Source organism: Streptomyces subrutilus (assembly GCF_001746425.1).
GTDB lineage: Bacteria > Actinomycetota > Actinomycetes > Streptomycetales > Streptomycetaceae > Streptomyces > Streptomyces subrutilus_A.
Map to the genome: position 1 here is coordinate 5,216,554 of NZ_MEHK01000001.1, position 12,182 is coordinate 5,228,735.

Annotated in this window: 11 protein-coding genes; 9 read left to right on the plus strand and 2 right to left on the minus strand. The window is 72.3% G+C overall.

Annotated elements, in window-relative coordinates; genetic code table 11:
• Nucleotides 1-11: 11 nt before the first annotated feature.
• The 4 genes from BGK67_RS24635 to mutM all read left to right on the plus strand — a co-directional run bounded on the left by BGK67_RS24635 (nt 12) and on the right by mutM (nt 2,748).
• Nucleotides 12-713, plus strand: a complete 702-nt coding sequence (locus BGK67_RS24635; RefSeq protein ID WP_069924084.1) for a YceD family protein — start codon at nt 12-14, stop codon at nt 711-713.
• Between the two features lie 2 nt (nt 714-715).
• Nucleotides 716-889, plus strand: coding sequence for a 50S ribosomal protein L32 (gene rpmF / locus BGK67_RS24640; protein WP_003965982.1), 174 nt, complete (start codon nt 716-718; stop codon nt 887-889).
• 19 nt (nt 890-908) lie between these two features.
• Nucleotides 909-1,745, plus strand: a complete 837-nt coding sequence (gene rnc, locus BGK67_RS24645) for a ribonuclease III (protein WP_069922118.1) — start codon at nt 909-911, stop codon at nt 1,743-1,745.
• Between the two features lie 133 nt (nt 1,746-1,878).
• Nucleotides 1,879-2,748, plus strand: a complete 870-nt coding sequence (gene mutM, locus BGK67_RS24650) for a bifunctional DNA-formamidopyrimidine glycosylase/DNA-(apurinic or apyrimidinic site) lyase (protein ID WP_069922119.1) — start codon at nt 1,879-1,881, stop codon at nt 2,746-2,748.
• Here the strand turns inward: mutM and BGK67_RS24655 are convergent.
• Nucleotides 2,721-3,128 (minus strand): winged helix-turn-helix transcriptional regulator, encoded by a 408-nt coding sequence (locus BGK67_RS24655; RefSeq protein WP_069922120.1) that lies wholly within the window; start codon nt 3,126-3,128, stop codon nt 2,721-2,723. The two genes, mutM and BGK67_RS24655, sit on opposite strands and share 28 nt — an antisense overlap.
• A 135-nt stretch (nt 3,129-3,263) precedes the next feature.
• On the opposite strand from BGK67_RS24655, the gene BGK67_RS24660 reads away from it, so the two are divergent.
• The gene (locus BGK67_RS24660) at nt 3,264-3,869 is read left to right on the plus strand and encodes a flavodoxin family protein (protein WP_244291304.1); all 606 of its coding nucleotides are present in this window, start codon (nt 3,264-3,266) and stop codon (nt 3,867-3,869) included.
• Nucleotides 3,870-3,914: 45 nt separating this feature from the next.
• Here the strand turns inward: BGK67_RS24660 and BGK67_RS24665 are convergent, their stop codons facing one another.
• Nucleotides 3,915-4,850, minus strand: coding sequence for a CAP domain-containing protein (locus BGK67_RS24665; RefSeq protein WP_079154356.1), 936 nt, complete (start codon nt 4,848-4,850; stop codon nt 3,915-3,917).
• Nucleotides 4,851-4,986: 136 nt separating this feature from the next.
• Here BGK67_RS24665 and BGK67_RS24670 point away from each other — a divergent pair, with 136 nt between their 5' ends.
• From BGK67_RS24670 to BGK67_RS24685, 4 genes are all read left to right on the plus strand, one after another.
• Nucleotides 4,987-5,268 (plus strand): acylphosphatase, encoded by a 282-nt coding sequence (locus BGK67_RS24670; RefSeq protein WP_079154357.1) that lies wholly within the window; start codon nt 4,987-4,989, stop codon nt 5,266-5,268.
• Between the two features lie 349 nt (nt 5,269-5,617).
• Entirely contained in the window at nt 5,618-5,836 is a 219-nt protein-coding gene (locus BGK67_RS24675) for a hypothetical protein (RefSeq protein WP_069922122.1), read from the plus strand.
• A gap of 185 nt (nt 5,837-6,021) precedes the next feature.
• Entirely contained in the window at nt 6,022-10,482 is a 4,461-nt protein-coding gene (locus BGK67_RS24680) for an AAA family ATPase (protein ID WP_069922123.1), read from the plus strand.
• Between the two features lie 242 nt (nt 10,483-10,724).
• Nucleotides 10,725-12,155: a sugar porter family MFS transporter gene (locus tag BGK67_RS24685; protein WP_069922124.1), complete on the plus strand. Its 1,431-nt coding sequence runs from the start codon at nt 10,725-10,727 to the stop codon at nt 12,153-12,155.
• The last annotated feature ends 27 nt before the right edge of the window (nt 12,156-12,182 follow it).

Here is a 12,182-nt window from a genome sequence, read left to right on the forward strand (position 1 = left end):
CCATGCTGCCCATGTACGGGCGGAACTTTGATCTTCAGCGATCTGTGAAAGCAGGAACGGCCCTGAATACCCGCCTCGACCACCGCAACCCCCTCGTGTTCGACACGCACGAGCTGGGTCGGCGTCCTGGTGCCATGCAGCGGCTGTCCCGCGAGATCGCGGCACCGGCGGACCTCGGTCTCGCCGGGGTCATCGGAGTGCCGGAAGGCGCCCCGCTGAAGCTCAAGCTCCGCATCGAGTCGGTCATGGAAGGGGTGCTCGTCACAGGCACCGTCCGTGCATCGGCGACCGGGGAGTGCGTAAGGTGTCTGGAGTCCGTCGAGCGCGAGCTCAAGGCGGACTTCCAGGAGATGTTCTCGTACCCTGACGCCGACGACCGGACCCGCTCCAAGGCGGAGCCGGCCGACGACGCCGAGGACGACGAGGACACGCTCTTCCTCGAGGACGGCTTGTTCGACCTCGAACCCGTGCTGCGCGACGTGGTGGTGCTCGCACTGCCGCTGCAGCCGGTGTGCCGGGAGGACTGTCTCGGACTGTGCCCCGATTGCGGGCTCAGCCTGAACGATGACCCGGACCACCACCATGACGCCGTCGACATCCGTTGGGCGGCATTGCAAGGACTCGTCGTGACCGATCAGGACGGCGAGAAGGACAACATGAGCGGCACTGCCTCTGACGGAGTTCAGGGCGCCGCCGAGAAGCAGGAGAAGTAGCCGTGGCTGTTCCGAAGCGGAAGATGTCGCGCAGCAACACGCGCCACCGCCGGTCGCAGTGGAAGGCTGCGGTCCCCACCCTGGTTTCGTGCGAGCGTTGCCAGGAGCCGAAGCTCCAGCACATTGCGTGCCCGAGCTGCGGCACCTACAACAAGCGCCAGGTCCTCGAGGTCTGAGCGGCTGGTGAGAGGCGCAATGTCTGAGCTGTCCAACGCTGAGAAGCAGGCAGACAGTAGCAACGCGGCCTCGTCCCACAAGCTTCTGGAAGGGCGGCTCGGGTATCGACTCGAGTCCGCCCTTCTGGTGCGTGCACTGACCCACCGCTCGTACGCGTACGAGAACGGCGGCCTGCCCACCAACGAGCGGCTGGAGTTCCTCGGGGACTCCGTGCTCGGCCTGGTGGTCACGGACACGCTGTACACGACCCACCCGGATCTCCCCGAAGGCCAGCTGGCCAAGCTTCGGGCCGCGGTGGTCAACTCGCGTGCACTGGCGGAGGTCGGGCGTGGCCTCGAACTCGGCTCCTTCATCCGGCTCGGCCGGGGCGAAGAGGGCACGGGCGGCCGGGACAAGGCCAGCATCCTCGCCGACACCCTTGAAGCGGTGATCGGCGCGGTCTACCTCGACCAGGGCCTCGACGCGGCCGCGGAGCTGGTGCACCGGCTCTTCGACCCGCTCATCGAGAAGTCCTCGAACCTGGGAGCCGGCCTGGACTGGAAGACCAGTCTCCAGGAGCTCACGGCGGCCGAAGGTCTTGGCGTACCGGAATACCTGGTCACCGAGACCGGGCCGGACCACGAGAAGACCTTCACTGCTGCTGCCCGCGTCGGTGGTGTCTCGTACGGCACCGGCACCGGCCGCAGCAAGAAGGAAGCGGAACAGCAGGCGGCGGAGTCCGCCTGGCGCGGTATCCGTACCGCGGCGGACGAGCGGAACGCGGCTGCCGCCGCGGCCGAAGCGGCCGCCGAAGCCGGTGTTCCGGCCGAGGAGGGCGGGGCGCCGACGCCCGCCGACCCGACGCCGAGCGCCTGACCCTTCCTTCCGGGTGTCCCCGCCCCGCCCCCTGCCCCGGCAGGGGGCGGGGCGGTCCCGTTTCCGGGCCCCCGGGGCGGGGCCGGTAGGCTCGGCGGCAGCGACCGAACCGCACCGCCACCGGAGGAGAACCGTGCCCGAGCTGCCCGAGGTCGAAGTCGTGCGGCGGGGCCTCGAGCGCTGGGTGGCAGGGCGGACCGTCGAGGCCGTCGAGGTCCTGCACCCGCGGGCCGTACGGCGCCATCCGGGCGGCGGCGCCGACTTCGCGGCGCGGCTGCGCGGCGAGACGATCGGGGTGCCGCAGCGGCGCGGCAAGTACCTGTGGCTGCCCCTGGCCGGGCGGGACCTGTCCGTCCTCGGGCACCTGGGGATGAGCGGACAGCTGCTCGTGCAACCCGAGGACGCCCCCGACGAGAAGCACCTGCGGATCCGGGTGCGGTTCGGCGACGGCGCCGGAACCGAGCTGCGCTTCGTCGACCAGCGGACCTTCGGCGGGCTCTCCCTGCACGAGGTCGCCGCGGACAGTGCCGACGGGCTGCCCGACGTCATCGCCCACATCGCACGCGACCCCTTGGACCCGTTGTTCGACGAGGGCGCCTACCACCTGGCGCTGCGCGCCCGGCGCACCACCGTCAAGCGGGCGCTGCTGGACCAGTCGCTGATCAGCGGGGTCGGCAACATCTACGCTGACGAGGCGCTGTGGCGCGCCAGGCTGCACTACGAGCGCCCGACGGCGAGCCTCACGCGCCTGCGCAGCACGGAACTCCTGGGTCATGTCCGGGACGTCATGAACGCGGCCCTCGCGGTCGGCGGCACCAGCTTCGACAGCCTCTACGTCAACGTGAACGGCGAGTCGGGCTACTTCGACCGTTCGCTCGACGCCTACGGACGCGAGGACGAGCCGTGCCGCCGCTGCGGTACCCCGATGCGGCGCCGGCCGTGGATGAACAGGTCGAGCTACTTCTGCCCGCGCTGTCAGCGGGCCCCGCGCGTCCCGTCGTAGGCCCCCCGGGCCGCGAGGACCTCCGGCATGCTGCCCTCCAGGAAGTGGATGAGCGCGAGCAGCCGGTCCGCCACCTCGACGCCGAGCGGCGTCAGTTCGTAGTCGACCCGCGGCGGGTTGGTCGGCTGGGCCTCGCGGTGGACGATGCCGTCGCGCTCGAGCGCGTGCAGGGTCTGGGAGAGCATCTTCTCGCTGACGCCCTCCACCCGGCGGCGCAGCTCGTTGAAACGGCACGGGCCCTCGCGCAGCGCGCCCACCGTGAGGCTGCCCCACCGTCCGGTGACGTGTTCCAGGATTTCCCGGGACGGGCACGTGCGCGCGAAGACGTCGAACGCGAGTTCGGAATCAGTGCCCTCGGCGCAGGCGGATGCGGTGTCCATGGAGACAGCGTACCTCCGCGCAGCGCTAACCAGCGGGTTGCGCTTTCGAAAAGTTAGTGCTTTTCTATCTCTCGTCGCAGCCTTCCCCGCCGTGCCGCTTCCGCGGACGACGGGATGTTCCGAGGAGAGATCGCCTTGTCCGGTACCACGCACACCCCCGTCGTCTCGATCGCCTACCACTCCGGCTACGGCCACACCGCCGTCGTCGCCGAGGCGGTCCGCGCCGGCGCCGCCGAGGCGGGCGCGACCGTCCACCTCATCAAGGTCGACGAGATCGACGACGCGCAGTGGGCGCTGCTCGACGCCTCCGACGCGATCGTCTTCGGCTCCCCGACCTACATGGGCACCGCTTCCGGTGCCTTCCACGTCTTCGCCGAGGCCACGTCCAAGCGCTGGTTCGGCGACGTGTGGCAGGACAAGGTCGCGGCCGGCTTCACCAACTCGGCCTCCAAGAGCGGCGACAAGCTGCACACCCTGCAGTTCTTCCAGATCCTGGCCGCGCAGCACGGCATGAGCTGGGTCAACCTGGGGCTGAAGCCGGGCTGGAACTCCAGCACCGGATCGGAGAACGACCTCAACCGCCTCGGCGTCTTCGCCGGCGCCGCCGCCCAGACCAACTCCGACGAGGGCGCGGACGCGGTCCACAAGGCCGACATCGCGACCGCCGAGCACCTGGGCCGGCGCGTGGCGGAGCACGCCCGCGTCGTCGTCGCGGGCCGCGCGGCGCTCGCCGCGGTGTGAGGGGCCGGGGGCTCAGGGCCCCCGACGAGTTGACCGGCGGTACGCCTAGAAGCCGAAGTCCTGGGTCCACCAGGGGCCGCCGGCGGCGACGTGGGCGCCGACGCCCAGGGTGCGGAACTCGCAGTTGAGGATGTTCGCCTTGTGGCCCGGGCTGTTCATCCAGGCCTTCATCACGGCTTCGGCGTCGCCCTGGCCGCGGGCGATGTTCTCGCCGCCGAGGCCCGAGATGCCGGCCTTGGCGGCGCGGTCCCACGGGCTGCTGCCGTCGGGGTCGGTGTGGCTGAAGAAGCCGCGGGCGGCCATGTCCTTGCTGAACGCACGCGCCAGCCCCGCGAGCGGCGGGTTCGCCCGGACCGGACCGCAGCCGGCCTGCGCGCGTTCCTGGTTCACCAGGGCGACCACGGCGGCCTCCTCGGCGGAGTGCCCGTCGAGGGGCGGCCGGGGCGCCGGCGCGCTGGTGGACGGCGCGGCGGTCGACGGCTTCGCAGGCGCGGGGACGACGGGCTTGGCCGGGGCCTGGGTGGTCGGCGCGGCCGGCTGCTGGGTGCTCGGCGGGGCCGGGGCCGGTGCCTTGGGGGAGGCGGGGGCCGACGGCGACGCGGAGGCTGCCGCGGAGGCCGACGCGGACGGGCTCGGCGAGGCGGACGGGGAAGCGGAGGCGGACGGGGAAGGGGAGGCGGACGGGCTCGCGGAGGGGGAGCCGGTGGCGACGCGGCCGGAGAGGTTGGCGAGGCCCCCCTGCTGGTCCACGGCGCTGCCGTCGGGGCTCGGCGAGGCCTGCGCGCGGGTCTTGGCCGCGTCGTCGGATCCCGTACCCGAGACCCCGACATAGGGGAAGGAGCCCCCGACCGGCACCATGCCGGTCGTGACGGCCGCCGTACCGAGCGCCACGGCCGCCGAAACGCCCAGGAGGCCGGTGCGCAGGGCGGTGCCGCGCTTGCCGCCGCGGCGCGGTGCGGCGTGGAGTCCGTGGCGTCCCATCGGCGTCGTGCCTTCCCTTACCAGATCAAGATCGTCCTTACTCACCCAAACGGGTGAGGTTATTGGTGCGCGACTGTACGCCATGGCGCCAGGGGGCGATGTGCCCCGAAAGTCTTTGCCCCGTTAGCGTTCACGCATGAATGAAGATGTCCGCCTGATCGCCTGGGTGCGCGGCCGTGTGCAGGGAGTGGGCTTCCGTTGGTTCACCAGGGAGAACGCTCTGGAGATCGGGGGAGTCGTCGGTTTCGCGCTCAATCTCGACGACGGGCGAGTGCAGGTGGTGGCGGAAGGTCAACGTGAGAATTGCCACCGGCTGCTCGACTGGCTGCGCTCGGCCGACACGCCCGGCCGGGTCGACGGGGTGACAGAGATCTGGGGCACACCGCGCGGTGGCTACGAGGGGTTCGCGATCCGCTGAGCGTTCGGCTGATCATGTACTGATCACACGCTGAACCCGTCCGCACACGCTCGGATCTGCGCATTCTCCGTCGACGCGTTGCCGGCGCGGACGATCCGTGGAAGGCTCGGAGATGAGGATGATCTCCACGCCCCTTGCGGGGCCCGGGCTGCCCGCCGATACGGGGCGTGATCGTGTTGACCGTCAAACTTTTTGGTGAGACGCTGGAAGCCCCGCGCACCCGAGCTGTTTGGCAGTGCTGGCAGTAGTAAGCGCAGTGACTGACAGTCGCTGCCGGACATCCGCGGGTGCGATTCCCTCACGACCCACACCGCTTCGGTCGGTCACTCAGTGTGGAGGACCATCCATCATGGCAAAGGCGCTTCTCGGTTACGTCGGCGGTTCCGACCCGCGACTCCTCGCCGAGATGCGACGGCTTCAGCAGCGCGTCCAGGACCTCGAGTCCGAGCTCGTACGGATTCAGTCCGAAAATGACGCGCTGAACGCGGCCGCCGCTCAGCACGACGGAGACTCGCTGCTCGACAGCATCGAGATCGACGTACCCCAGGCGGAGCCTGCGCTCACCTGATCCGCTCACCATCGTCGCTCGACTCCAGCACCGCATGATCTGCAAGGGACGCTTCGGCGTCCCTTCTTTCTTTCGGACGCGGCGCCCCACGGCACGCTGCCGGGCCCGGTACTCACTCCTTTAACGTCGGTAGTGCCCAGCACCTTCATGGGTGAAACCGAGCGCGAAAGGTAGAGTCCGGCGGCGTGCACCTCAAGTCCCTGACCCTGCGCGGATTCAAATCCTTTGCTTCCGCGACCACCCTGCGCTTCGAACCCGGCATCACCTGTGTCGTGGGTCCGAACGGCTCCGGCAAGTCCAACGTGGTGGACGCGCTGTCCTGGGTCATGGGCGAACAAGGGGCCAAATCCCTGCGCGGCGGGAAGATGGAAGACGTCATCTTCGCCGGGACCACCGGGCGTCCGCCGCTCGGCCGTGCCGAGGTCTCGCTGACGATCGACAACTCCGACGGCGCGCTGCCCATCGACTACGCCGAAGTCACCATCACCCGGATCATGTTCCGCGGCGGCAGCAGCGAGTACCAGATCAACGGTGACACCTGCCGCCTGCTGGACATCCAGGAGCTGCTCTCCGACTCCGGCATCGGCCGCGAGATGCACGTCATCGTCGGACAGGGCCAGCTGGACTCCGTCCTGCACGCCGACCCCATGGGACGCCGCGCCTTCATCGAGGAGGCGGCCGGGGTGCTGAAGCACCGCAAGCGCAAGGAGAAGGCGCTGCGGAAGCTGGACGCGATGCAGGCCAACCTCGCCCGGGTACAGGACCTCAACGACGAGCTGCGGCGCCGCCTGAAGCCCCTGGGCCGGCAGGCGGCCGTGGCCCGGCGGGCGGCCGTCATCCAGGCGGACCTGCGCGACGCGCGGCTGCGGCTGCTCGCCGACGACCTGGTCACCCTGCGGCGCGCGCTCGACGCGGAGATCGCGGACGAGGCGGCGCTGAAGGAGCGCAAGGAGGCCGCCGAGGCCCGGCTCGCGCAGGCGCTGCGGCGCGAGGCCGAGTTGGAGGAGGCCGTACGGGAGCTCGCACCGCGGCTCCAGCGGGCGCAGCAGACCTGGTACGAGCTCTCGCAGCTCGCCGAGCGGGTCCGGGGGACGGCTTCGCTCGCGGACGCGCGGGTCAAGAGCGCGACGGCCCCGGCGGAAGAGGAGCGGCGGGGGCGCGACCCCGAGGACCTGGAGAAGGAGGCCGCGCGGATCCGCGAGCAGGAGGCGGAGCTGACGGCCGCTCTGGAGGCCGCTGCGTACGCGCTGGAGGACACGGCCGCCCACCGGGCGGAGCTGGAGCGGGAGCTGGCCGAGGAGGAGCGGCGGCTGCGGGACGCGGCGCGGGCCATCGCGGACCGGCGCGAGGCGCTGGCGCGGCTGACGGGCCGGCTCGGCGCCGCCCGCTCCCGGGCCGGCGCCGCGCAGGCCGAGATCGACCGGCTCGTCGCGGCCCGCGACGAGGCCGAGGTGCGGGCGGCGGCCGCGCAGGAAGAGTACGAGGCCCTGGCGCGGGAGGTCGGCGGCCTGGACGAGCCTGCGGAGGAGGACGAGTACGAGGCCGCCCGGGCGGCCCTGGCCGAGGCGGAGGCCGCACTGGCGGCGGCCCGGGACGCGGTGACCTCGGCCGAGCGCTCGCGGGCGGCGGTGTCGGCGCGGCGGGACGCGCTGGCGCTGGGGCTGCGGCGCAAGGACGGCACGGGGGCGCTGCTCGCGGCGCGGGAACGGCTGGCCGGACTGCTGGGGCCGGCGGCGGAGCGGCTGTCGGTGACGCCGGGGTACGAGGCCGCCGTGGCCGCTGCGCTGGGCTCGGCGGCGGACGCCCTGGCGGTGTCCTCCCCGGCCTCCGCGGCCGAGGCGATCCGACACCTCCGCACGACGGACGCAGGCCGCGCCACCTTCCTGATCACCCCACCGCCCCCCACCGTCCCGCCCCAGCCTCCGGCCCCCGCCCCGGCCTCCGGCCCGGGCCAGGCTGCGGGTTCCGCCCCGGCCCAGGCTCCGGCCACCGGCCCGGCCCAGGCTGCGGGTTCCGCCTTGGGCCTGCCGGGCCAGATCCCGGCCTCCGGGTCGGGTGCCGTTGCGGGCCAGGTCCCGGCCGCCGGCTCGGGCCAGACCCCGGGCTCCGCCCCGGCCCAGACCCCGGGCTCCGCCGTGGGCCAGACCCCGGCCTCCGCCCCGGGCCAGGCTCCGGGTTCTGCCGTGGGCCAGGCTCCGGGCTCCGCCCTGGGTCTGCCGGGCCAAGCTCCGGCCTCCGGGTCGGGTGCCGTTGCGGGCCAGGCTCCGGCCGCCGGCCCGGGGCAGGGCTCGGGTCCCGGTCCGGGTTCCGGCCCGGGCCGAGTCGAGGCAGCTGGCCCGGGCCCCGCTCCGGCCACCGGCGCGGGTGCCCCGCCCGGCCTGGGCTCGGCTTCCGGCCTGGGTGGCCAGTCGGGGCGGAGCCCGGACCTCGTGGTGGCTGCCGACGTTGGCGTGCCCGGCCGGGCTTCGGCCGGGGTCGGGGGAGTTTTCCCCCACCCCGCCCCTTCCCGAGACCGGGCTCTGCCCGGACCCGCCCCTCAAACGCCGGCGGGGCTGGAAGTGCCGCCGCACGGCACTCCGGCTCACCCGGACATCCGGGACACGCGGAGCGCGGATCCGGACCCGGCCGAGGGCACCCCGGGACAGAGCCCGGGGGAGTCCGTGGCATGGGGTGGGGGGCAGAGCCCCGGCACCGGGCCCGCAGGCGGACCGAGCACGGGCCCCGCTGGTGACGCCGTGGGCGAGCCGAGGGTCGGGCCCGCGGGCCGACCGAGTACCGGCTCCGCCGATGCTCCGGTGGGCGCGCCGAGCGTTGGGTCCGCGGGCGGCGCCGGGGCCGTCGCCGATGTGGTCGGCGTCGGGGAGTTGGTCGGGGGGGACCCCGAGGCGCGGCGGGCCGTGGCTTGGGTGTTGCGGGGGTACTTCGTGGTCGGGACGCTCGACGAGGCCGAGGCGTTCGTCGCGGCGCGGCCCGAAGCGGTGGCGGTGACCGTCGAGGGCGACGTACTCGGGGCGCACCTGGCGCACGGCGGCTCCGCGGGCGCGCCCAGCCTGATCGAGGTGCAGGCGGCGGTCGACGAGGCGGCGGCCGAGCTGGCCCGCTTGGACGGCCGGTGCCGGGAGCTGACCGGGGCCCAGGCTGCCGCCCAGGCGGGGCGCCAGGACGCGGCGGCCCTGGTCGAGGAGCTCGCCGAGCGCCGCCGGGCCGGGGAGCGGGCCCGGGCCGGGGTCGCCCAGCAGCTCGGCCGCCTCGCCGGACAGGCGAAGGGCGCGGCCGGAGAGGCCGAGCGCAGCGCCACCGCTGCGGCCAAGGCCCAGGACGCCCTGGAGCAGGCGCTGCTGGAGGTGGAGGAGTGCGCCGAGCAGCTCGCCACGGCCGAGGAGATGCCCGCGGAGGAGGAGCCCGACACCTCCCGGCGGGACCGGCTGGCCGCCGACGGGGCCAACGCCCGGCAGACCGAGATGGAGGCCCGGCTCCAGCTCAGGACCCACGAGGAGCGGGTGAAGGGCCTGGCCGGAAGGGCGGATTCACTCGACCGGGCGGCCCGCGCCGAGCGGGAGTCCCGCACCCGCGCCGAGCGCCGCCGGGCCCGCCTGCGGCACGAGGCGGAGGTCGCCCGGGCCGTCGCCGACGGCGCCCGCCAGCTGCTCGCGCACGTGGAGGTCTCGCTGGGCCGCGCCGACGCCGAACGCGCCGGGGCCGAGCACGCCAAGGGCCTGCGCGAGCGCGAGCTCGCCGAGGCCAGGAACAGCGGCCGGGACCTGAAGGGCGAACTCGACAAGCTCACCGACTCGGTGCACCGCGGGGAGGTGCTCGGCGCGGAGAAGCGGCTGCGCATCGAAGCGGTGGAGGCCAAGGCGCTGGAGGAGTTCGGCATGGCGTCGGCCGGCCTCGTCGCCGAGTACGGGCCCGACCAGCCCGTGCCGCCGTCCCCGCCCGCCGAGGGCGAGGCGCTGCCCGAGGACCCGCAGGACCCCCGCAACCTGCCGGGCCCCTTCGTCCGCGCCCAGCAGGAGAAGCGGCTCAGGGCGGCCGAGCGCGCCTACCAGCAGCTCGGCAAGGTCAACCCGCTCGCGCTGGAGGAGTTCGCGGCGCTGGAGGAGCGCCACCAGTTCCTCAGCGAGCAGCTGGAGGACCTGCGCAAGACCCGCGCCGACCTCCTGCAAGTGGTCAAGGAGGTCGACGAGCGCGTCGAACAGGTCTTCACCGAGGCGTACCGGGACACGGCCCGGGAGTTCGAGGGGGTCTTCTCGCGGCTGTTCCCGGGCGGCGAGGGCCGGCTGATCCTCACCGACCCCGACAACATGCTGACCACCGGCGTCGACGTCGAGGCCCGCCCGCCGGGCAAGAAGGTCAAGCGGCTGTCGCTGCTGTCGGGCGGCGAGCGCTCGCTGACCGCCGTGGCGCTGCTGGTGTCCATCTTCAAGGCGCGGCCCAGCCCGTTCTACGTGATGGACGAGGTCGAGGCAGCGCTCGACGACACCAACCTGCAGCGGCTGATCCGGATCATGGAGGAGCTCCAGGAGAGCTCCCAGCTGATCGTGATCACCCATCAGAAGCGGACGATGGAGGTCGCCGACGCCCTCTACGGCGTCTCGATGCAGGGCGACGGGGTTTCCAAGGTGATCAGTCAGCGGCTCCGCTGACCTCCTACGCCCAGGTTCACTTCACAAAGTGAACACTCAGCCGATCCCTTGCCTGCCCTGAATCAGCCCTTGATGCATTTTTCACTAGGTCTTGACTTCAGAAAGTGAAGTCATAAGCTCTGCTGTGCCGTGTCCGACGTTCAGGTGGTGGCGAGCCGCATGCTGTGCGCCACTAGAGGAACACGCGCATAGACACACACCCCCACACCGCCCGCCGTCGGCGCCGGGCCCAGGAGCGCACCTTGACCAGCACAGCGAACGCATCCGCGCCAGGCGGTGGCCGGGCGGCCCAGCCCGACCATCTCGGGCACGTCATCTTCATCACCGCCGCCGCGGCCATGGGCGGCTTCCTCTTCGGCTACGACAGCTCCGTCATCAACGGCGCCGTCGTCGCGATCCGCGAGCGGTTCGACGTCGGCTCCGAGGCCCTCGCCCAGGTGATCGCCGCCGCACTGATCGGCTGCGCCCTCGGCGCCGCCACCGCGGGCCGCATCGCCGACCGGATCGGCCGTATCCGCTGCATGCAGATCGCCGCGGTCCTCTTCACGGTGAGCGCCATCGGCTCGGCCCTCCCCTTCGCCCTGTGGGACCTGGCCATGTGGCGCGTGGTGGGCGGCTTCGGCATCGGCATGGCCTCCGTCATCGGGCCCGCCTACATCGCCGAGGTGTCCCCGGCCGCCTACCGCGGCCGCCTGGCCTCCTTCCAGCAGGCCGCCATCGTCATCGGCATCGCCGTCTCCCAGCTCGTCAACTGGGGCATCCTGAACCTCGCCGACGGCGACCAGCGCGGAGAGCTCGCCGGCCTGGAGGCCTGGCAGTGGATGCTCGGTGTCATGGTCATCCCCGCCGTCCTCTACGGGCTGATGTCCTTCGTCATCCCGGAGTCCCCGCGCTTCCTGATCTCCGTCGGCCGCACCGAGCAGGCCAAGGAGGTGCTGCGCGAGGTCGAGGGCTCCTCCGTCGACCTCGACGGCCGCGTCTCCGAGATCGAGCACGCCATGCGCTCCGAGCACAAGTCCACCTTCCGGGACCTGCTCGGCGGCCGGTTCGGCTTCCTGCCCATCGTCTGGATCGGCATCGGCCTGTCCGTCTTCCAGCAGCTCGTCGGCATCAACGTGATCTTCTACTACAGCTCCTCGCTGTGGCAGTCCGTGGGCATCGACCCGAGCAGCTCGTTCCTGTACTCCTTCACCACCTCGATCATCAACATCGTCGGCACGGTGATCGCGATGATCTTCGTCGACCGGATCGGCCGCAAGCCGCTCGCCCTCATCGGCTCGGCGGGCATGGCCCTCTCCCTCGGCCTCGCCGCATGGGCGTTCTCGTACAAGGAGGGCACCGGCGACAACATCACCATGCCCGACGCCCAGGGCACGGTCGCACTGGTCGCCGCGCACTCCTTCGTGCTCTTCTTCGCCCTGTCCTGGGGCGTGGTGGTCTGGGTGCTGCTCGGCGAGATGTTCCCCAACCGCATCCGCGCCGCGGCCCTCGGTGTCGCCGCGGCGGCCCAGTGGATCGCCAACTGGGTCATCACCGTCACGTTCCCGTCGCTCTCGGACTGGAACCTGTCCGGTGCGTACGTGATCTACACAGCCTTCGCCCTGCTCTCGATCCCGTTCATCCTCAAGTGGGTGCCGGAGACCAAGGGCAAGGCGCTGGAGGAGATGGGGTAACCATCCCCCGCCAACACCCCTTCTCCT